The 21,859-nt window shown below is 71.5% G+C and carries 14 protein-coding genes; 10 read left to right on the top strand and 4 right to left on the bottom strand.

Annotated elements, in window-relative coordinates:
• Positions 1-7: 7 nt before the first annotated feature.
• The 4 genes from ACIQWX_RS39005 to ACIQWX_RS38990 are packed head-to-tail and all read left to right on the top strand — an operon-like array spanning position 8 to position 3,829.
• Complete coding sequence (locus ACIQWX_RS39005; RefSeq protein WP_400882163.1) at positions 8-817, top strand: ABC transporter ATP-binding protein; 810 nt, start codon at positions 8-10, stop codon at positions 815-817.
• 24 nt (positions 818-841) lie between these two features.
• On the top strand, positions 842-1,669 hold the full coding sequence (locus ACIQWX_RS39000) for an ABC transporter permease (RefSeq protein ID WP_400882160.1): 828 nt from the start codon (positions 842-844) through the stop codon (positions 1,667-1,669).
• 23 nt (positions 1,670-1,692) lie between these two features.
• A complete protein-coding gene (locus ACIQWX_RS38995) occupies positions 1,693-2,889 on the top strand; it encodes an FAD-dependent oxidoreductase (protein WP_400882157.1) in 1,197 nt (398 codons plus the stop codon).
• Between the two features lie 10 nt (positions 2,890-2,899).
• Positions 2,900-3,829: an ABC transporter substrate-binding protein gene (locus ACIQWX_RS38990; RefSeq protein ID WP_400882154.1), complete on the top strand. Its 930-nt coding sequence runs from the start codon at positions 2,900-2,902 to the stop codon at positions 3,827-3,829.
• A gap of 105 nt (positions 3,830-3,934) precedes the next feature.
• On the opposite strand, the gene ACIQWX_RS38985 is transcribed toward ACIQWX_RS38990, so the two are convergent.
• The 3 genes from ACIQWX_RS38985 to ACIQWX_RS38975 all read right to left on the bottom strand — a co-directional run bounded on the left by ACIQWX_RS38985 (position 3,935) and on the right by ACIQWX_RS38975 (position 11,714).
• Positions 3,935-6,703, bottom strand: coding sequence for a ricin-type beta-trefoil lectin domain protein (locus ACIQWX_RS38985; RefSeq protein WP_400882151.1), 2,769 nt, complete (start codon positions 6,701-6,703; stop codon positions 3,935-3,937).
• Positions 6,704-6,831: 128 nt separating this feature from the next.
• Positions 6,832-8,895: a PQQ-dependent sugar dehydrogenase gene (locus ACIQWX_RS38980; RefSeq protein ID WP_400882148.1), complete on the bottom strand. Its 2,064-nt coding sequence runs from the start codon at positions 8,893-8,895 to the stop codon at positions 6,832-6,834.
• 29 nt (positions 8,896-8,924) lie between these two features.
• A complete protein-coding gene (locus ACIQWX_RS38975) occupies positions 8,925-11,714 on the bottom strand; it encodes a glycoside hydrolase family 2 TIM barrel-domain containing protein (protein ID WP_400882146.1) in 2,790 nt (929 codons plus the stop codon).
• Positions 11,715-12,224: 510 nt separating this feature from the next.
• Between ACIQWX_RS38975 and fabG the strand changes: the two genes are divergently transcribed.
• From fabG to ACIQWX_RS38945, 6 genes are all read left to right on the top strand, one after another.
• Positions 12,225-12,986 (top strand): 3-oxoacyl-ACP reductase FabG, encoded by a 762-nt coding sequence (fabG, locus tag ACIQWX_RS38970; protein ID WP_400882143.1) that lies wholly within the window; start codon positions 12,225-12,227, stop codon positions 12,984-12,986.
• A gap of 5 nt (positions 12,987-12,991) precedes the next feature.
• A complete protein-coding gene (locus tag ACIQWX_RS38965) occupies positions 12,992-13,444 on the top strand; it encodes a MaoC family dehydratase (RefSeq protein ID WP_400882140.1) in 453 nt (150 codons plus the stop codon).
• A 105-nt stretch (positions 13,445-13,549) separates the two neighbouring features.
• Positions 13,550-14,575, top strand: a complete 1,026-nt coding sequence (locus ACIQWX_RS38960) for a phosphotransferase family protein (protein ID WP_400882137.1) — start codon at positions 13,550-13,552, stop codon at positions 14,573-14,575.
• Positions 14,576-15,799 (top strand): acyl-CoA dehydrogenase family protein, encoded by a 1,224-nt coding sequence (locus ACIQWX_RS38955; RefSeq protein WP_400882134.1) that lies wholly within the window; start codon positions 14,576-14,578, stop codon positions 15,797-15,799.
• Entirely contained in the window at positions 15,796-16,980 is a 1,185-nt protein-coding gene (locus ACIQWX_RS38950; protein WP_400882132.1) for an acyl-CoA dehydrogenase family protein, read from the top strand. The genes ACIQWX_RS38955 and ACIQWX_RS38950 overlap by 4 nt, the downstream gene beginning before the upstream one ends.
• Positions 16,977-18,071: an acyl-CoA dehydrogenase family protein gene (locus ACIQWX_RS38945; protein WP_400882129.1), complete on the top strand. Its 1,095-nt coding sequence runs from the start codon at positions 16,977-16,979 to the stop codon at positions 18,069-18,071. Before ACIQWX_RS38950 ends, ACIQWX_RS38945 begins: the two co-directional genes overlap by 4 nt.
• Before the next feature lie 299 nt (positions 18,072-18,370).
• On the opposite strand, the gene ACIQWX_RS38940 is transcribed toward ACIQWX_RS38945, so the two are convergent.
• Positions 18,371-21,838: a BTAD domain-containing putative transcriptional regulator gene (locus tag ACIQWX_RS38940; protein ID WP_400882126.1), complete on the bottom strand. Its 3,468-nt coding sequence runs from the start codon at positions 21,836-21,838 to the stop codon at positions 18,371-18,373.
• Positions 21,839-21,859 lie beyond the last annotated feature (21 nt).

Raw genomic sequence — 21,859 nt, 5'->3', positions numbered from 1 at the left:
GAATCCCATGGCCCCCAGCCGAGCGGGCGTGTCGATCGAAGACGTGTCCAAGACCTTCACCGTCCGCGTGGGCAAGCAAGTGCAGCCGGTGCCCGTGCTCGACCACATCTCGCTGCACATCGAACCGGGCGAGATCATCGCCCTCACCGGGCTGAGCGGTTGCGGCAAGACGACGCTGCTGCGCATCCTGCTGGGCCTGGAGAAGGCCGACTCGGGCCGGGTCCTGGTCGACGGCACGGAGATCAAGGGCTGCGGCGAGGACCGCAGCATGGTCTTCCAGAACGCCCAGCTCTTCCCCTGGCGCACCGCGCTGGAGAACGTCGAGTTCGGCCTGGAGGCGCGCGGGGTGCCGAAAGCCGAACGACGGCGGATCGCGCTGGAGAAACTCGAGCTCGTCGGGCTCGGGCACGCCGTCGACCGGCGCCCCGACCAGCTGTCCGGCGGCATGCAGCAGCGGGTCGGGCTGGCCAGGGCGCTGAGCGTCGACCCCGCGGTGCTGCTGATGGACGAGCCGTTCGGCGCGCTCGACGCGCAGACGCGCGAGGGCCTGCAGGCCGAGGTGCTGCGCATCCACGCCGAAACCGGCAAGACGATCGTCTTCGTCACCCACGACCTGGACGAGGCCGTCCTGCTGGCCGACCGCGTCGTCCTGCTGGTTCCCGGCCCCGGCCGGATCGACGAGGTCTTCGACGTCGACCTGCCCCAGCCGCGCACCGACCTGGTGACCGTGCGCGGGCTCACCGAATTCAGCACCAAGCGCTACGAGATCTGGCGCCGCCTCATGACCGGGGCGCCCACGCCGGCCATCGCCAGCTAGCCCCTCCCGGACGGAGCAACAGACGTGACCACCATCGAACAGAGCGCGCCCGCCGCGACCGCGGCCCCGCGCACCCGGCCGTCGTTCGCGCGGCGGCACCGCGCCGGTCTCACCACCACCGCGTCGATCCTCGTCGTGCTGGTGTTCTGGGAGGTCGTCGGGCGGCAGATGAACCCGATCTTCTCCTCCTACCCCACCGCCATCGTGCGGCAGTTCGGCGTCCAGCTGAAGTCCGGGCTGCTCGTCGAGGCGTTGTTCGACAGCCTCCAGCCGCTGCTGCTCGGCTTCTTGGTCGCGGCGCTGATCGGCGTCCCGGTCGGGCTGCTCGTCGGCCGCTACCGCGCCGCGGACGCCGCGCTCGGCGTCTACGTCACCGCCGGCTACGCGATGCCGCTGGTCGCGCTGATCCCGCTGTTCATGCTGTGGTTCGGGCTCGGCTTCACGGTCAAGGTCGTCATCGTCGTGGTGATGACGGTGTTCCCGGTCGTGATCAACACCCGGGCCGGCGTCCGCGCGGTGCCGCGCGCGATGACCGAGGTCGGCACCTCGTTCATGGCGACGGAGTTCGCCGTCATGCGCAAGATCATCCTCCCGGCCACCGTGCCGCACATCATGACCGGCCTGCGCCTGGGCATCGGCCGCGCGGTGATCGCGATCGTCATCGCCGAGTTCTTCACCGCCATCGGCGGGCTCGGCGGCCAGATCATCCTGGCGGGCCAGCGCTTCGACACCGCCGGGCTGTTCGTGCCGGTGATCGTGCTGATGGCGCTCGGCGTCGGGCTCACCCGGCTCGTCGGCTGGCTCGAGACGAAGGTCGCGCCCTGGGCCGACGCCGCCGCCGACCGCGACTGAACCCCTTCTCCGAAAGCGGAACCATGACTGACCGAGGACACATCATCGTCGCCGGCGCGGGCCCGGTGGGCGCCGTCGCCGCGCTCGCCGCCGCCCAGCGCGGCTTCCGCGTGACGCTCGTCGAGCGCGGCGCCGAAATCGACCACGCGCCGCGTGCGGCGACCTTCCACCCTTCGACGCTCGAGCTGATCGACGAAATCGGCGTCATCGACGAGTTCGTCTCGGTGGGCCTGGTCTGCCGGTACTTCGACTTCTGGGACAAGACCACCGAGACCCTGGTGGCCCGCATGGACCACGACAACCTGCGCGACGACACGAAGTTCCCCTACGTGGTGCAGACCGAACAGCACAAGCTCGTCCGGATCGTGCTCGACCGGCTCGAGAAGATGTCCGATGTGGACGTCCGGCTCGGCTGGAGCGTCGGCGAGATCTCGCAGGATTCCGAGCGGGTCGAGGTGTCGATCTCTTCGGGTGACGAGACCGAAGTCCTGACCGGTGACTGGCTCTTCGGCTGCGACGGCGGCCGCAGCACCGTGCGCAAGGCCCTCGGCATCGAGTTCGACGGCTACACCTGGCCCGAGCGGTTCGCGGTGCTCACGACGTCGTACGACTTCGGCACGGAGATGGGCTGCGCCACCCGCAGCTACTTCGCCGACCCGGACCAGTGGGTGAACCTCTTCAAGGTGGCCGGTGACGACCTGCGTGGCCGCTGGCGCGTCGTGTTCGCCGCACGTCCGGACCAGACCGACGAGGAAGCGCTGGGCGACGAGCACGCGGCGCGGGTGATGACGGCGATCCACCCGGACGAGCGGCCGCGGGAACTGCTGCACCGCAACATCTACAACGTCCACCAGCGGGTGGCGGCGGAGTTCCGGCGCGGCCGGGTGTTCCTCGCCGGCGACGCGGCGCACGTCAACAACCCGATCGGCGGCCTCGGCCTGAACTGCGGGGTGCACGACGCCCTGGAGCTGGTGCGCACGCTCGACGCCGGCCCGTCCCTGCTCGATCGCTATGAGCGGCGGCGGCGCACGATCAACATCGAGTTCGTCCAGCAGCAGACCGTCGACAACAAGAAGCGGCTGGAGGAGAAGGACCCCGAGGTCCGCAAGGAACGCCTCGACCGGCTCACCGAGATCAGCGCGGACCGGCAGCTGCAGCGCGCGTTCCTGCGCCGGACGTCGCTGCTCGACTCCGTCGTCCGGTCCGCTGAAATCGCCTGAAGGAGCATCCGTGCGACTCGCCGTACCCGATCTGGTTTCCCCGTCCTACTTCCCCGCCATCGCCGCGATCGACCTGGGCTTGGCCCGCGACGAAGGCCTCGACGTCGAGCTGGAGCTGCTGTACCCGGTGACCGACGCCGCCGAGGCCCTGCGCACCGGCGAGATCGACTTCCTCGCCGGCGCCGCCCACGCCCCGATGCACGCGTTCCCCGGCTGGCGCGGCGTGAAGCTCGTCGCCGCGTTGTCGCGGAACATGTACTGGTTCCTCGTCGTCCGGCCCGATCTGGCCGTGGACCGCGGCGACGTGCGGGCCCTGCGCGGAGTCCGGATCGGTGCGGCGCCGGGTCCGGACCTGGGCCTGCACCGGCTGCTCGCCACCGCGGGCGTCGGCGCCGAGCAGGTCGGGATCGGCCCGGTACCGGCGACCGAAGGAGCGGGCACGTCGTTCGGCCTGGCCGCGGCCCAGGCGCTCTCGGAAGGGTTGATCGACGGGTTCTGGGCCAACGGGATGGGTGCGGAGCTGGCGGTCCGGACCGGAACGGGCAAGGTGGTGCTCGATGCCCGCCGCGGCGACGGCCCGCCGGGCGCCGAGGCGTACACGTTCCCCGCGCTGGCCGTCACCGACCGGACGATCGATCGCCGTCCCGAAGCGGTCGCGGCGATGACCCGGGCCGTCGTCCGCGCCCAGGCGGCGCTGACGGAGAACCCGGACCTCGCCACCGAGGTGGGTGAGCGGCTGTTCCCGGCGCGCGAAGCGACGTTGATCGCCGAACTCGTCCGCCGGGACGCGCCGTTCTACGACTCCCGCATCACCCCGGCAGCCGCGAACGCCCTGGTGGAGTTCGGCCGCGAAGCCGGCCTGCTCGACGCGCCAGTCGACTACGACGCCGTGGTGTCGGAGCGTTTCCGGCACCTCTGGAGCGAACCTTCCAACGCCTGAAGCGCGAGACCCGCCTCGCGTTGAAGCCATCGTCGCCGCGCACATCGAACCGCCGGTCAGGCCGCGGCAGCTCCGGAAAACCACTCCGCCGCGGGTCTCCCGTGCTCAGCCGCGGGACCACCGCTGGTTCGCCGCACCGGTGCAGGGCCAGATCACGAACGGCGTGCCGTCGGCCGTTCCGTGGCCCTTCACGTCGAGGCACTTGCCGGACCCGACGTTGACGACCGCACCACCGGCCTGGACCCGCCACTGCTGCGTGGCCGCGCCCGTGCAGTCGAAGATCTGCACCGCGGTCCCGTCCGCCACCCCGCCGCCCGCCGTCTCCAGGCACTTGGTGTCGAAGACCTTCAGCTGGTTCGTCGTGGTCGACGTCCACGCCTGGTTGCCGCCGTTGTTGCAGCCCCACAACGCGGGCACCGTGCCGTTGTCCTGGTTCGCCGCCGGGACGTCGGCGCACTTGCCCGACTCCGCCGACTTGAGGACGCCCGCGGTGTCGCCGCGGGCCCACTTCTGGTTGGCGCCGCCGGTGCAGTCCCAGAGAACCAGCGCGGTGCCGTTGGTCGTGCCGTGGGCGTTCGCGTCGAGGCACCGGCCGGAGTTGACGACCGAGCCGTCGGCGGCGACCGTCCACTGCTGCGCCGTGGAGGTGCCGCAGTCGTCGATCACGACCGGTGTCCCGGTGGCCGTGCCGCCGGTCAGGCACTTGCTGCCGTAGACCCTCAGCTGCCCGGCCGGGGTCGCGGTCCAGCTCTGGTTGGCTCCGCCGGTGCAGTCCCACAGGGCGAGGGCGGTGCCGTTCGCCTGGCTCGCCGCGGGGACGTCGGCGCAGATCCCCGACTCCTGGCCCTTGAGGATGCCGCCGAAGTCGCCGTCGGCGTTCGGGGTGACGGACACGTTGTCGAAGAGGTTCGTCTGGTAGCCGGCGACACCCACGCCGACGAGCCCGGTGGTGAACGCCGTGTCGGTGACGGTACCGAGCGTCGTGCCGTCGAGGCTCGCGGTGATCCGGTTGCCGCTGAAGCCCAGCTTCACCGTGTGCCAGGTGTTCAAGCCGAGTGCCGCGCGGGACCCGGACGCGAGGGTGGTGAGCACGCCACCGGTGCTGTTCCTGGCGATCGACCACGCGCCGGTGTCGGCGACGCGCAGCTGGTAGGCGGCTTGGTGGCTCTGCGGCCGGTTCTGCGTGTTCGCCCGCCCGAGCAGCGTCACCGTACCGGCCTGCTGCATGTCGACGTCGGCGCTGACGGTGTAGTTGCTCCAGTGCGGATCGCCCACGAGGGTGAAGGCGTCGCTGTCGTCCTGCCAGTTGATCGGCCGCACCGGCGCCACCTGCTGCAGGCACTGCCCGCCGCGGCCGGCGGCGCACGGGCGGACCTCGAACGAGCCCTGCATGTCGGAGAAGTACTTCGCGAGGCTGTGCGTGGGGTAGCTGTCGAAGCTGTCGGCGTACGGCAGGCTCAACGTCCCGGCCGCGGGACCGGTCGCGGTGCCCTTGCCCTGACCGGTGGTCGTGGTGACCGTGTAGATCCGGTTCGGCTGCAGGGTCAGCGAATACTTCCCCGACGACGGCGTGACGTCGGCCTGCCGCACGAAGTGGTCGGCGGAGTTCGACGACGCGAGGTCGGTGGACCAGACGTGCACCGGGCCGCCGTCGAGGTTGCCGGAGACGGTGACGTCGACCGTCTGGGCGGCCGTCGCGCCGGTGGTTTCGTAGATGGTGGAGTAGTCGCTGCCGTTGGTGGACTTCAGCGAGATGTAGCTGCCTCCCGCGCGGTTGCCGCCGAGGTAGCCGCTCGCCGAGCCGGTGAGGAACTTCCAGCCGGGCTGGGTGAACTGGGCGACCTGCGCGTTGGCCCACAGGTTCTCGCCGAGCTGGTAGGCCCCGGACCACGGCGTGTTCGCGGTGGCCAGGCCCACCGTGCTGTAGGGCAGGTTCGAGTACAGCGCGGCGATCAGCGGCCAGTCCATGAAGCCGGTCATCTGGCCGTCGAGGTAGCCGCGGGTGATGGTGCGGATGTAAGCGGCCGAGCCGGTGTTGAAGTCCTGGGAGCCGAATTCGCTGGCCCACAACGGTTTCCCGGTGGCGACGGCGTTCGCGGACGACGCGCAGGTGGTCGCGTCCGAGAGGTAGCCGCACGGGTAGTGGGAGCCGACGACGCCGACGGCGGCGTTGAACCGGCTGTCGGCCAGCATGTCGTCGGCGGTGTTCCAGCCCGTGTCGTCGCCGACGATCTGCACGGCGCCGTAGCCGCGGGCGTTCAGGGCGGCGCGCAGGTTCTCGTACCAGGTCTTGTCGTGGCCGCGTTCGTTCCAGCCGCCGAGGTAGCTGATGGTCAGCCCGTGCCGCTTCGCGCAGTCGAGCCAGGAGAGGTCGTAATCGATCATGTCCTGCGACCAGAAGTTCCCGCCCCCGACCCAGCCCGGCGCCGCCCAGGGCAGCGCGACCAGCTTGATGGCGGGGTTCCGCGCGACGGCCTGTTCGCCGAGCCAGAACTCGTAGCCGGCGTCGCAGTCGATTTCGCCGCGCACGTGCTGGTGGCTCGGTTCGGCGCCGTCGGTGGAGTTCGCGTCCCCGCCGATCTCCAGCTTCAGCAGCTGCACGGCGGCGCCGTAGCCCGGCTTGAACAGGTAGTCGAGGATTTGGGCCCGTTGCGCGGGCGGGTAGTCGATGAGCAGCCGGGAGTTCCCGCCACCACCGCTGATCGCGCCGACACCGTCGAAGGTGCGCCCGGTACTGGTGCCGTCGACGGCGATCGTGGTGGTGGCCGCGCCGGCCGGCACCGCGGTCACCGTCAGCACCGTGGCGGCGAGCAGAGGCGGCAGGAGCAGGCGGAGGAGCCGGTGGAGCGTCGAGTCGCGGCGTTGCGGACGCATGGAAAGGTCTCCTTCGGTGTTCACCGGACCACCAGGTTTGCGTTGCGCTTCCCGTGAGAACAGCACAGTCCTCCTCCCGCAACGCGTCAAGAGGCTCCCACGGCGCTTCCGATGCAGGGCGAGCGCGGCTACCCGCCCAGCGTGACGTGGAAGATCCTTTCGTTGCTGTTGTCCGGGATGCTGTCCTTGTCGCCGTTGTTGGTGGTCGTCAGCCACAGCCCGCCGCCGGGGGCGGGTTCCACCGTGCGCAGCCGGCCGTACGTGCCGTTGAAGTACGCCTGGACGTTCGTCAGGTCGCTACCGCTGATCACCTCGCGGTACATCCGCGTTCCGCGTTCGCAGGCTACGTACAGCACGTCGCGGACGATGGCGATGCCGGAACAGGATCCGTCGGCCGTCGAGTACGTCCGCTTGGGCGCGATGAAGCCCGCCGTGTCGCACGTCCCGGAGGTGCCCTCACACGACGGCCAGCCGTAGTTGCCGCCCCTGGTGATCAGGTTGGTCTCGTCCATCACCGCGTTGCCGAACTCCTGCTCCCACAACCGGCCCTGGGAGTCGAACGCCAGCCCCTGCGGGTTGCGGTGGCCGTAGCTCCACACCGGATTGCCGAACGGGTTGTCCGACGGCACGGTGCCGTCCGGGTTCAGGCGCAGGATCTTTCCGTTGAGGCTGGCCTTGTTCTGGGCGTTGTCGCCGTTCTGGGCGTCACCGGTGCTGGCGTACAGCTTGAAGTCGGGCCCGAAGCGCAGCCGGCCGCCGTTGTGGAACTTGTTGCGCAGCAACCCGCTGAGCAGGACCTGCTCGGTGCCGAGCCGGTCGTTCTCCAGCTTGATCCGCACGATCCGGTTGTCGGTCGGCGAAGTGTGCATGATGTAGAGCCAGTGGTCACTGGAAAAATCAGCCGAGACGGCCAGGCCGAGCAGGCCGCCCTCGCCGTCGGTGTTGTCCACCCCGGGGACCGTGCCCACCGACGTCTTCGCCCCGGTGGCCGGGTCCAGGCGGACGATGTCGTGGGCGTCGCGCCGGGTGTAGAGGATCGTGCCGTCCGGCAGGGTCACCAGGCCCCACGGGATGTCGGTGTCGGTGGCGATCTGCGTCACCGCGCACACCGAGTCGCCGCAGGCCGCGCCCGTGTTCACGGTCGTGGCCGCGCTGGGCGCCGACACGTTCGCCTGGGCGTCCCGCGCGACGACGTAGTACGTGTAGCTCGTGTTCGGCGCCAGTCCACTGTCGACGAACGTGGTCGCGGGCGGGGCGGTGGCCGTCCCGGTGACCGCGCCGACCTTGGCGCCGCCGCGGTAGACGTCGTAGGCGCGCACGCCGATGTCGTCCGTGGCCGCGGTCCAATTCAGAGTTACCGTCGTGCCGGACGCACTACCGGCGAGCTGAGTGGGCGCGCTCGGCGACTGGGTGTCCGGCTGGCACTGCGGTGGCGTGACCGGCACCGTGGCACTGGCCTGCGAGACGTTGCCCGCGGCGTCCCGCGCGTTGACGTACAGGCCCCAGGTCACGCCGCCGACCACGGTCAGGCTGGTCGACAGCGTGGTCACGGACTTCATCAGCTGGCCGTCGTGGTAGACGTCGTAGAACGCGACGCCGGTGTTGTCGGTGGCGGCGTCCCACGAGAACGTGACGGCGTCGCAGACCAGGTCGCTCACCCGGGGGTTGCCCGGCACGCTCGGCGGCTGGGTGTCGCCGAGGGCGGTCCGCCACTTCTGGTTGCCCCCGCCGTTACAGGTGTACAAGCCGACCAGGGTGCTGTTCGCGGTGCCCGCTCCGGTGACGTCCAGGCACAGGCCCGACTGCACGCCCGTGATGGTGCCGTCGGCGTTGATCCGCCACTTCTGGTTCGTCCCGCCGTTGCAGGGATAGATCTGCGCGTCGGCCGGGGACGTGGTGCTCGCCCCGGCGACGTCGAGGCACATCGCGCCGTCGTACACCCGCAGCTCGCCGGCCGCCGTGAACGTCCACGCCTGGTTGTCCTGCCCGATGCAGTCGTAGATGTTGACGCGCGTCTTCGCCGCGGTGCTGTTGCCGACGACGTCCAGGCAGCGTCCGGACGCCACGCCGACCACGGTCGACCCGGTGGCGGCAGCGGCCGCGGCGGGCGCGGTGCCCGCGACGAGGGCGGCGGCGAGCACCGCGGTCAGGACACCCCGGCGCGACCGCCGACGGGAGCTCGAGGAGAACATTCCTTGACCTTTCACTGTAGCCACGAGGATCACGCGTCGAAACGGAAGTGAACCGTGCGGTGGTAGTCGCCGGTGGCGGCGTTCGGCCGGCTCTCCGGGCCCAGCGACGCGACACCGTGGAACTTGTTGCCGATCGGCGCGATGCCGTCGAGCAGCGAGAGGTTACCGGCCGGGTAGGTGACCACGGCGTTCTGCGGGTCCGGGCCCGCCTCCGGGGTGAACAGGCGCAGGAACAGGCCCTCCTCCGCGGCGACCACCGTGACCGCGCCCTCGGTCGTGTCCAGCACCGCCCAGCAGGTCCGGGCGTGGTAGCCCGTGAACTCGGGGTAGGCGAACCCCTTCGCCCCGGTCGCGGTGTCGTTGTACGGCTTGCTCCACACGTCGGGCCGCACACCGCGCAACCGGTTCTTGTAGACGCGGTACGGCCCGTCGCCGAGCCACGTCAGGCCCCGGACGCATCCCTCGGGGTAGTCGAAGTTCACGCCGAGGTGGTCGTGGTCGCCGGTGGCGTGGTACCGGTACTCCAGCCGCAGCCAGCCGTTGGCGTCCAGGCGCCAGCGCACGGACGTCAGGTCGCCGCTGTAGTCGCACTGCACGACCCAGCCGGTGCCGTCGCGGAAGTGGCTGAACGCGGTGAGCGTGGCCGCGCCGCCGGCCGGGGCCGGGCCGTTGCCCAGCGACACCGGCGTGCTGCCGCGGCGCACGCCGGTCAGCCGTCCGTCGGCCTTGCCGATGGTGACCCGGGTGGCCCCGGCGACGAGCACGACGTCGGCGGCCGTCTCGGTCGCGGTGACGCTGCCGGTGGCCGCCGGTTTGACCAGGCGCGCGGCGAAGTCCGGTGCCTTGCGGACGCGCCACGTCCAGCCGGCGACGTCCCGCCCGGTCGCGTCGGTGACGGTCAGCCGCAGCGCGTCGGCGGCGGTCCAGTCGGCGGGCAGGCCGAGCGTCACCGCGCCGGTGGCGCCCGGGGCGATGTCCGGCGCGCCGGCCTGCCCCTGGGCCAGTACCTGGTGGCCGGTTCCCGCCCGGGGCGCGGGGAAACCCAGCAGCTGCCAGGTGAACCGGCACCCCCGGAGGTTCGTGAAGTCGTACCGGTTGACCAGTTTCACGGTCTTGTCGAACGACGCCGGGAAAACCGAGTCGTAGTAGGCGGGGTTGGCCAGCTGGACCGGTGACCAGATGTCCTTGATCGTGAAGAAGCTGCCTTCCTTTTCCCGGTACGGGCCGAGGATGCCGTCGGGGGCGCGGCTGCCGTTGGTGTCGAGGGCGCCCCCACGGTCGTCGCGGACGACGCTTTCGTCGACGAGCGCCCAGATGAACCCGCCCGCCGAGCGCTGGGCGCCGCCCATGAGCTTCCAGTAGTCGTTCAGCCCGGCCCCGGCCCCGCCGTCGTAGAGCCCGTGCAGGAACTCGGTCGGCATGAAGACCGTGGTGCCGGCGGCCTTGCTCGCGGTGCTGCTGTAGGTCTGGTAGTGGCTCGTGTCGACGCCGCCGAACGTCGTCCACGGGTGCAGCACCGCCCGCCGCTGCGGGTCGTACCGCCCGAAGTCGTCGTCCAGCGCGGTGTTCCAGCCGCCCTCGTTCCCGTTGTCCCAGAACAGGATCGACGGGTGGTTGACGTCGCGTTCGACCAGCGCCTTGACCAGCGGTGCGCCGACACCTTCGTCGTAGTCGCGTTGCCAGCCGGTCAGCTCGTCCAGGACGTAGAGCCCGAGTTCGTCGCAGAGGTCGAGGAAGTACGCGTCCGGCGGGTAGTGCGACATCCGGACGGCGTTCATGTTCATGTCCTTCATCAGCCCGATGTCCAGCCGGGCCAGCCGCGGGCTCGACGCGCGGCCGAGCGTCGGCCAGAAGGTGTGCCGGTTCGCTCCTTTGAGGACGATCCGCTTCCCGTTGACGTAGACGCCGTCGCCGGTCCGGACTTCGACCGTGCGGAAGCCGAAGCGTTCGCTGGTGCTGTGCCACGGCTCGCCGGCGGCGCTCGCGAGGGTCAGTTCGACCTGGTGGAGGTTCGGCGTTTCGGCCGTCCACAAGGGAGGCCGGTCCGCGGTGGTCGTCAGGGTCGCGCCGGCCGCCCCGCTCGGGACGGCGACCGAGAAGGCGCCGCCGACGGCCGTGCCGTCCAGCCGGCGCAGCTGCGCGGTCAGCCGGGCCGCCGCGGTCGCCCCCGCGAGCGCGACCTGGGCGGTGAAGGTTCCGTCGGCGCGGGCGTCGATCGCGACGCGGTCGATGCGGGCGGCCGGGTACGCCACCAGCGACACCGGGCGGAAGATCCCGCCGAAGTTCCAGAAGTCGCCGCGGCGCTCGGCGTCGTTCACGGAGTTGTCGGCCGATTCCTTGCTGACGGTCGCTTCCAGGAGGTTCGGCTCGCCGAGGCGCAGCAGGGCCGTCACGTCGTGGCGGAAGCGGTAGAAGCCGCCTTGGTGCACCGGCCCGGCGGAGACGCCGTTGACCCGGACGTCGGCGTCGGTCATGGCGGCCTCGAACACCAGGAAGATCCGGCGGCCGGCCCATGATGCCGGTGGGGTGAACGAATGCCGGTAGTTGCCCTTCTCCGCCGGGACGAGGTCCCCGCCGTAGTGGTAGCTGCCGAAGCCCTGGCACTCCCAGTTGGACGGTGTCGGGATCGTGGCCCACTCCCCCGCGCGCCGGCCGGCGGTGACCTGGAAGTCCCAGTCGACGGTGTGATCGGCGTCGGCGCCGGTGAGGAGCATGGTCTCGGTCACCGGACCGGCGGGCGCCGCACCGGCTTCGCTTGTCGACGAGACGCTGAACGCGGACAGTCCCGCAGTGGCCGCCCCGACCGTGCTGATGGTCAACGCCGTACGGCGGTTGAATTCCACTGAGCCTCCGAAGGACGGGGCATGTGCGATCTGATATATGAGGCACTATACGACATTCCCGGCAAAGCGAGTGGACAGACCGCCGGACAAGCGCGGCGTCCGACACGTGGATGGCGCCACGGACACGGTGCGGCGACACCACTTCCCCGGCCCCGGGTCCGCTGACACGGATGTCGTCCGCTTCCACAGAGGCCCGTCGACCTCGGAGCCGACGGGCCGATTCCGCTGCGCCGGCCGCGGCCGGTTCTGCCCTGAGCAAACGCAGGCTCCGTACACCAGTCAGTGGCGATGGGTCAAGACCACAGCGGTCCGAACTACCTGAAGCGGTTCCGCCATGCGGAGCAGCGAGGCTGCCGCCATCAGCCACGTCTATGATCCTGCGCATGCTGTCACCACTTCGGGGACCAGTCACGCGTATCCTCCACAAACCAACCGCTTAGTAGGCTCGCGGGCACGAGCCCGCTTCTCAACGACGAGGAGGTCCCCGTGACCGATTCCCCTTCCCGTGTCGCCGTGGTCACCGGTGCCGGCCGCGGCATCGGTGCCGCCGTGGCCGCCCGGCTGGCCGATGACGGTTTCGCCGTCGGGCTGCTCGACCTGGACGAGGCCGGTGTCAAGCAGGGCGCCGAGGCCATCGTCGCCAAGGGTGGCAAGGCGGTCGGGGTCGCCCTCGACGTCAGTGACGCCGAGCAGGTCGAAGCCGCCGTCACGCGCGTTGCCGACGAGCTCGGCCCGCCCGTCGTCCTCGTCAACAACGCCGGCATCACCCGCGACAACCTCATCTTCAAGATGACCGAGCAGGACTGGGACTCCGTCCTCGGCGTGCACCTCAAGGGCTCGTTCCTGATGACCCGCGCGGTGCAGAAGTACATGACGCAGGAGAAGTACGGCCGGATCGTCAACCTCTCCAGCACCTCGGCGCTGGGCAACCGCGGCCAGGTCAACTACTCCGCGGCGAAGGCCGGCATGCAGGGGTTCACCAAGACCCTCGCCATCGAGCTGGGCAAGTTCAACGTCACCGCGAACGCCATCGCGCCGGGCTTCATCGCCACCGACATGACCGCCGCGACGGCCGAGCGGATCGGCATGGGCTTCGAGGAGTTCAAGGCCGCCGCCGCGTCGCAGATCCCGGTGCAGCGCGTCGGCACGCCCGACGACATCGCCCACCTCGCGTCCTTCCTGGTCAGCGAGGGTGCCGGGTTCATCTCGGGCCAGGTCGTCTACGCCGCCGGCGGACCGAAGGACTGAGGCCGATGCGCGAATTCGAGAACCTCGACGCCTTCGCCGCCGCGGTCGGCGAGCACCTCGGGTACAGCGAGTGGCTGAAGGTCACCCAGGACCGGGTGAACCTGTTCGCCGACGCCACCGACGACCACCAGTGGATCCACGTCGACGAGCCGATGGCGACCGCGGGCCCGTTCGGCGGCACCATCGCCCACGGCTTCCTGACGCTGTCGCTGCTCTCGGCGTTCGGCCCGAAGATCTACAAGGTCAACGGCATCAAGATGGGCATCAACTACGGCCTCAACAAGGTCCGCTTCCCGCAGCCGGTGAAGGTCGGCTCGAAGGTGCGCGCCGGGGCCGAGCTGGTCGAGGTCACCGACATCCCGGGCGGCAAGCAGGCGGTGTCCAGGTGGACGGTCGAGATCGACGGCGAAGCGAAGCCCGCTTGCGTCGCCGAATGGGTGACGCGGTTCCTCGCGTGAGGCCGCTGAGCAGCGGCACTTTCCCGGGAAAGTGCCGCTGCTCACCACTCTGTACGTCATACCGACTAGTCGGTATGCTCGCCGGATAGAGCTTGAGGAGGCTGGATGAACCCGACCGACCCGCCGGGTCTGAACCTGGACCGCCTGCGCGCCCACCTGGACGCGCACCGGCCCGGCCTGGTCGCCGGACAGCTGTCCGCGGACGTCGTGGAGGGCGGCCGGTCGAACCTCACCTACGTGGTCGGCGACGGCCGCTCGCGCTGGGTGGTGCGCCGCCCGCCGCTCGGGCACGTGCTGCCCACCGCGCACGACATGACCCGCGAGTTCCGGGTGATCTCCGGCCTGCGCGACACCGCCGTGCCGGTGCCCGAGGCGATCCTGCTCTGCGAGGACGCCGACGTCATCGGGGCGCAGTTCTACGTCATGAGCTTCGTCGAGGGCACGCCCTACCGGACCGCGGACGAACTCGCGCAGCTCGGCGGACAACGCACCCGCGCGATCGCCGACGCCCTGGTCGACACGCTCGTCGACCTGCACGCCGTCGACCCGGCCGCGGTCGGGCTCGGCGACTTCGGCCGGCCCGACGGCTTCCTGGAGCGGCAGCTGCGCCGGTGGAAGAAGCAGCTCGACGCCTCGCGCAGCCGCGACCTCGACGGCATCGACGAACTGCACGACCGGCTCGCCGCGGCGGTGCCGGTGTCCGGGAAGCCGTCGATCATCCACGGCGACTACCGCCTCGACAACGTCCTGGTCGACTCCGGCGACAAGATCTCCGCGGTGCTCGACTGGGAGATGTCGACGCTGGGCGACCCGCTGACCGACGTCGCGCTGCTGGTGGCCTACGCCGAGCGGGACAAGGTCTCGCTGCAGTTCGTGTCGAACGCCAGCTCGGCCCCCGGCTACCCGGCGACCGACGAGGTCGTGCGGCGCTACGCCGAACGTTCGGGCCGGGACGTCTCGCAGCTGAACTGGTACGTCAGCTTCGCGTTCTTCAAGCTGGCCGTGATCCTGGAAGGCATCTACTACCGCTACCAAAAGGGCCAGACGGTCGGCGCGGGCTTCGAAGGCGTCGGAGCCGGTGTCCCGCTGCTCATCTCGCACGGCAACGAGATTCTCAAAGAGGAGAAGTAAATGGACTTCGCGTTCGACGAGAAGACCGAGGAGCTGCGCGGGAAGCTCCTCGAGTTCATGGACTCGCACATCCACCCCGCCGAGCCCGTGTTCGAGCAGCAGCTCGCCGAACGCGAAGACCCGTGGGCCATCCCGCCGGTCATGGAAGAGCTGAAGGCCGAGGCCCGCAAGCGCGGCCTGTGGAACTTCTTCCTCCCCGGCGACCACGGCGCCGGCCTGACGAACCTCCAGTACGCGCCGCTCGCGGAGATCACCGGCCGCAGCATCCGGCTGGCGCCGACCGCGCTCAACTGCGCCGCGCCGGACACCGGGAACATGGAAGTGCTGGCCATGTTCGGCAACGACGACCAGCAGAAGCAGTGGCTGGAACCGTTGCTGGCCGGGGAAATCCGGTCCGCGTTCGCGATGACCGAGCCCGACGTCGCCTCCTCCGACGCCCGCAACATCGAGACCGCGATCCGGCGCGACGGCGACGAATACGTCGTCAACGGCCGCAAGTGGTACATCTCCGGCGCGATGAACCCCGCGTGCCGGATCTTCATCGTGATGGGCAAGACCGACCCGGACGGCCCGCCGCACAAGCAGCAGAGCATGATCCTCGTGCCCCGCGACACGCCGGGCCTGACGGTCAAGCGCGGCATGCACGTCTTCGGCTACGACGACAGCGACCACGGCGGCCACGCCGAGGTGCTCTTCGAAGACGTCCGCGTGCCGGTCGAAAACCTCATCGCCGGCGAGGGCGACGGCTTCGCGATCGCCCAGGCCCGCCTCGGCCCGGGCCGGATCCACCACTGCATGCGCGCCATCGGCATGGCCGAGCGCGCGCTGGAGCTCATGTGCAAGCGCGCGATCTCGCGCGAGGCGTTCGGCAAGCCGATCGCGCAGCAGGGCGTCGTGCAGGACTGGATCGCCGAGTCCCGCGTGCGCATCGAACAGCAGCGGCTGCTCGTGCTGAAGACCGCGTGGCTGATGGACACCGTCGGCAACCAGGGCGCGCACACCGAAATCCAGGCCATCAAGATCTCGACGCCGGCCGCGGTCGAGTGGATCCTCGACAAGGCCGTGCAGGTGCACGGCGCCGGCGGCGTCAGCCAGGACTTCCCCCTGGCCGCGATGTGGGCCGGGAACCGCACGCTGCGGCTGGCCGACGGGCCGGACGAGGTCCACAAGCGCTCACTCGCCCGGCGTGAGCTGAAGAAGTACCTCTCGGAGGGCGCCAAGTGACTGTCACCGCTTCGGACCTGGCCGGCCAGGCCCGCGACTTCCTGGCCGCGCACGACCCCGCGTCGACCGACCGCATGGACTTCCTGCGGGCCCGGTTCGACGCCGGGCTCGCGTGGATCCACTTCCCCGCCGGGCTCGGCGGGCAGGACGCGCCGCGCGCGCTGCAGTCCGCTGTGGACGGTGTGTTCACCGAGGCGGGCGCGCCGGACAACAACCCGCGCCGGATCGGCATCGGCCTCGGCATGGCGGCCCCGACCATCCTCGCCTTCGGCACGCCGGAGCAGCGCGAGCGCTACCTGCGTCCACTGTGGACCGGCGAGGAGGTGTGGTGCCAGCTGTTCTCCGAGCCGGGCGCCGGCTCCGACCTGGCCGCGCTGGGCACGCGGGCCGTCCGCGACGGCGACGACTGGATCGTCACCGGCCAGAAGGTCTGGACCTCGGGTGCGCACGAGTCGCAGTGGGCGATCCTGGTGACGCGCACCGACCCGGACGTGCCGAAGCACCAGGGCATGACGTACTTCCTGTGCGACATGACCGCGCCCGGCGTCGAAGTCCGGCCGTTGCGCCAGATCACCGGCGAGGCCGAGTTCAACGAGGTCTTCCTGACCGACGTCCGGATCCCGGACACGCAGCGCCTCGGCGCGGTCGGCGAGGGCTGGAAGGTCGCGCAGACGACGTTGATGAACGAGCGCGTCGCGATCGGCGGGCACGTCCAGCCGCGTGAAGGCGGCCTGATCGGCATCGTCGCGAAGACCTGGCGCGAGCGGCCCGAGCTGCGCACGCCGGAGCTGCGTGACCGGCTGGTGCAGCGCTGGGTCGAGGCGGAAACGCTGCGGCTGGCCGGAACCCGGCTGCGCCAGCAGCTGACGGCGGGCGCGCCCGGGCCGGAGGGTTCGGCCATGAAGGTCGCGTTCTCCGAGCTGAACCAGGCCTTGACCGGCCTGGAGGTCGAACTGCTCGGCGAAGAGGGTCTCGCCTACGACGACTGGACGTTCCGGCGTCCGGCCATTGTGGACTTCACCGGCCGCGAGGCCGGTTACCGCTACCTGCGCGCGAAGGGGAACTCCATCGAGGGCGGCACCTCGGAGGTCCTGCGCAACATCATCGCCGAGCGCGTGCTGGGGCTGCCCTCGGAGCCGCGCGTCGACAAGGACGTCGCCTGGAAGGACCTCCCCCGATGACTGATCTGCTGTATTCGGACGTCGAAGAGGACCTGCGGGCTTCCGTCCGGGACCTGCTTTCGGACAAGGCTTCGGCGGAGGCGGTGCTGGCGCGCATCGAGACGGCTGAGGGCTACGACCTGAAGCTGTGGCGCACGCTGGCCGAAGAGGTCGGCGTGGCCGGGTTGGCGGTGCCCGAGGAGCTGGGCGGGCACGGCGCGTCGGCCCGCGAGGTGGCGGTGGTGGCCGAGGAGCTGGGCCGCAGCGTGGCGCCGGTGCCGTACCTGGGCAGCGTGGTGCTGGCGACGACGGCGCTGGTCCGCGCATCGGCGGGCGAGTTCGTCCGGCAGCTGGCTTCGGGTTCGGCGATCGGCGCGCTGGCGGTGCCGCTGTCGACGGCGCCGGGGGCGGGGTTCCCGTCGTCGGTGACGGTGTCGGCTGCCGGGACGCTCTCGGGTCGCGTGGGCACGGTGGCCGACGCGTCGGTGGCGGACTTGCTGGTCGTCCCGGCCGCGGGCCCGGACGGCCCGGGGCTGTACGTGGTGAACGCGTCTTCGGCTTCCGTGACCGAGCTCGTCTCGTTCGACCTGACGCGCCGGGTGGCGGACGTGTCGCTTTCGGACGCGCCGGCGACCCTGGTGGCGTCGGGCCCCGCGGCGGCCGCGGCTCTCGAGGAGGCGCTGCTCTTCGGTGCGGGCATCCTGGCGTCGGAGCAGACGGGCGTCGCCGAGTGGGCGCTGACGGAGACGGTTTCGTACCTGAAGGGGCGCTACCAGTTCGGCCGTCCGGTGGGCGGGTTCCAGTCGCTGAAGCACCGGCTCGCGAACCTGTACACGGACTTGGTACTGGCCCGCGCGGCGGCGCGGTATGCGGCGGATTCCCTGGCGGCGGGAACGGACGTGCCGATCGCGGTGTCGGTGGCCCAGGCGCGGGTGGCCCCGATCGCGGTGCGCGCGGCAGAGGAGGCCATCCAGTTGCACGGGGGCATCGGGATGACGTGGGAGCACCCGGCGCACTTGTACTTGAAGCGCGCGAAGGCGGACGAGATCGCGTTGGGAACACCGGGGAAGCACCGGGCTCATCTGGCAGAGCTGGTCAACCTCCCCGCTTGACCCACGAAGCGACGGCCGGGCGAATCACCTCCGCCCGGCGTCGGCCGTCGGCCGTGAAGGCCTCCTCGCCGGCTTTGTGCCCGGTAAGGAGGCCTTCACGGCTTTCGGGGGGTAGCGCGGCCGAGGGTCCCTGTTGGCCGGGCGCCAGCGCCCCAATGTGGCCTTGGTTGCGTCTGACGCACCCAATGTGGCCTTCGGTGCGTCCCACGCACCCAATGTGGCCTTGGTTGCGTCCCACGCACCCAAGGCGGCCTTCGGTGCGTCTCACGCACCGAAGGCCACATTGGGGCGCTCGGGCGTCACGTTGCCAGCAGACGGCGAGCTTCGGCCAAAGCGGGTGCCGCTCCCGCCGCTGCCAGGAGTTCCTCCGCCGCGCGCCAGCTTTCCCGGGCCGCTTCCGGTCCCGTCGTCGTCCGCCGCGCCTTCCCGAGGACGAGCAAAGCCCACGCCTCGCCCAACCGGTGTCCCGCCTCCCGGAATCCCTCGACCGCTCGGCCTGCCAGGGTTTCCGCCTGGGCCGGTCGTCCCCCGGTCAGCGCCGCCTCGGCCGAACTCAGACGCGCCTGTTCGGCCAGCAACCGGAACCCGCCGGCTTCGGCCGCGCGCAACGCCGGTTCCGCGTCCGTACCGTCCACAGCGGACAGTCCGATCGCCGCCGTCAGTTCGCCGCGGCGGTAGCCGATCTTCTCCGCCAGCGCGTGCGCCTCGCCGTAGTCCGCGGCGGCCGCCGCCGCGTCGCGGGACTGGCGGTGGAGGTCGCCGTGGGCACACAGCGCGTCCACCTCGAACCGCTGGTTGCCCGCTTCGCGCGCCACGGTCAGCGCGAGCCGCACCGCCGGCCACGCTCGCGCGAGGTCGCCGGTGACCCGGTGGACCGCCGCCAGCCGGACGAGCGCGTCGGCCTCGTCGTCACGGGAACCCAGCTCCCGCAACGATTCCAGCGCTTCGGTGAGCACGGTGAGCGCGCGGGACGGGTCGCCGGTGACCCGATAGCCGTAGCCGAGGTTGCAGCGCGCGATCGCCGCCGCGTGGGGTGAACCGAGCCAGCCGCACAGCTCGAGCGCGCGCTCGTTGTGGCGGATGCCCTCGGCGAGCTCGCCGTGCTCCATGAGGACGGCGCCCAGGTTGATCAGGCCGTTCGCGGCCCGGATCGACGTGCCGTGCCGCCGGGTGCCGGCCAGCGCCGCCGCGAAGTGCTCGATCGCCCGGTCGAGCCGGCCCAGGTCCAGGTGCACGACGCCGAGGGCGTGCAGCACCGAGTCCGCGCCGTCGCGGGCACCCGCGGCACGGTAGGACTCCTGGGCGGCCTCGAGTTCGGTGAGCGCTCCCCCGTAGTCGCCCCGGCTCCACGCCAGCGCGCCCAGGCTGTGCCGCATCGCGCCGGTGGCCTCCTCATCACCGGCCCGGCGCGCGGCGGCGAGTCCCGCGGTCGCGGCCGCTTGCCACTCCGCGTCGAGCCGGTGGGAGTGGAAGAAGCCGCGCAGCAGGTCCGCCGCCCGCCAGGCGAACGGTCCCGGCGCCGACCGGATCGCCGCCAGCAGGTTTGCGTGCTCGGCCAACAGCCAGCGCCGAGCTTCGGCCAGCTCGACGGCATCGGTGGGGCCAGGCAAGTCGGGCCGGCCGGGCACAACGAGCACGCCAGGCACGCCAACCGGGCCGGACGCACCGGGCCGGCCGCGCTCATCGAGCGGACCGGGCACCCCCGGCAGCCCGAGCGGATCCGGCTCGGCGGGCAGGTCGGGCCCGGCGGGCAAGCCGGGCGGGCCGGGCTCGCCGAGCGGGCCGGGCTCACCAGGCTGGTCGGGCAGGCCGGATGGGCCGGGCATATCGAGCAGGCCATGCTCACCGGGCAGGCCGGGCACACCATACGGGCCGGGCGGGCCGAGCACCCCGTCCTCGTCACGCGAACCGGGCAAGCGCTGCAGGTCCGGGTAAAGCGCAGCCGCCGCGCGGGCTCCAGTGCTCAAGTAGTGCTCGAAAAGCCTCCCCAGCGCCGCCGCTCGGTCGGGCTCCTCCACCTCCTCCTGGGCGCGCGCCACGGCGTAGCCGCGGAGCAGGTCGTGCAGACCGAACCGGTCGTCTCCCCGGGACTGCACCAAGTGGCTCGCCGCCAGCTCCCGCAGCAGCGACCCGGCCCGAACTTCGTCCGTCCCGACCAGCGCCGCCGCTCCTCGCACGTCGATGTCGGCTCCCGGTAGCAGCCCGAGCAGGCGGAAACACCTCGCCGCCGCGGGGGACACCGCGTCGAACGACAGGTCGAACGCCCTGCGTACCCCCTGGTGCTCGGCGCCCGGTACCGCCAGCCGCGTCACCAGGTCCGGCCCGGCCAGCTCGGCGAGGTAGCCGCGCACCGAGCGGTCCGGCCACAGCGCCAGGTTCGCCGCCACGATCCGCAGCGCCAGGGGCAGCCCCGCACACAGCCGCACCAACTCGCGCGCCGCCTCCTCTTCCGCGAGCACCCGGTCCGCGCCGACCACCGCGGCCAGCAGCGCCAGCGAGTCGTCCGGGGGCAGCTCGGCCAGCTGGACGCGGTTGACGTCCACCGTGGCGGTGAGGCCGCCGAGGCTGTCGCGGCTGGTGATCAGCACCGCGCAGCCCGGGCCGGCCGGCAGCAGGGCGCGAACCTGGTCCGGCCCCGCCGCGTTGTCCAGCACGACCAGCACCCGCCGGTCGGCCAGCACCGACCGGTACAGCGCCGCCGCGTCCGCCGGCTCGGTCGGGACCTGCCCCGGCCGGACGCCGAGCGCGTGCGAAAACCGGGTCAGCACCTCGATCGGGGCGAGCGCCGGGACCGTCGAACTGCCTTGGAGGTCGGCGAAGAGCTGGCCGTCCGGGAAGTACCTCGCCGCGCGGTGCGCCCAGTGCACGGCGGCGGACGTCTTGCCCACGCCCGCCGGCCCGGCCAGCAACGCGATCGCGGGCTGCGTGGCCGCCGGCCGGTCCGGTCCCAGCACCGCGTCCAAAGTGGACACCAGGTCGGCCCGGCCGGTCAGCGTCCCGACGTCGGGAGGCAGCTGGCGCGGCCGGAACCGCGGCCGCGCGGCGGGCGGCTCGCCGGCCAGCACCGCCTGGTGGGCCTGCCGCAGCCGTTCGCCGGGGTCGATCCCGAGCTCGTCGGCGAACCTGCGGTGCACCCGGCGGTACACCTCGAGCGCGTCGGCGCGGCGGCCCGAGCCGTGCAGCGCTTCGAGGTACAACGCCCAGAACGCCTCCTGCCAGGAATTTTCCTCCGCCACCCGGCCGAGCTCGGCGGCGACCTCGGCGTGCCGCCCCAGCTCGAGGCTCACCTCGAAGAAGCGCTCGTGGGCCTGCATCCGCTCTTCGGCGGGCCCGGCGCCGGCGCGGCTCCTGAGCTCCACCGGCAGGTCGGCGAGCAGCGGGCCGCGCCAGCAGGCGAGGGCGTCGGCGAGCACCGCGCGTTCGGCCTCGGGCGCCGGCTCCGCGCGGGCGTCGGCGAGCAGCCGGCGGAAACGCAGCAGGTCGTGGTGCTCGGGCGACGCGCGCAGCAGGTACCCGGCCGGCCGGGTCTCGACGACGCCGTCGCCGAGCACGCGCCGGAGCCGGACGGTGTGCACCTGGATGCTCTTGCGGGCGGTCTCCGGCGGGTCGTCGCCCCACAGCAGCTCGGTGAGCCGGTCGAACGACACGGTCGTGTTCGCCCGCAGCGCCAGCACGGCGAGCAGCGCCCGCACCTTCGGCCCGTTGACCGGCACGGGCACGCCGTCGCGCCGGACCCGCAACGGTCCGAGCACCCCGAACTCGAGCACTTCTCCGCACCCCCCGCTGAC

Origin of the sequence: Amycolatopsis sp. NPDC098790, from assembly GCF_044759945.1 — a bacterium.
Lineage (GTDB): Bacteria > Actinomycetota > Actinomycetes > Mycobacteriales > Pseudonocardiaceae > Amycolatopsis.
Note: the sequence above shows the minus strand (reverse complement) of the source record. Positions and strands in the feature narration are given on the sequence as shown.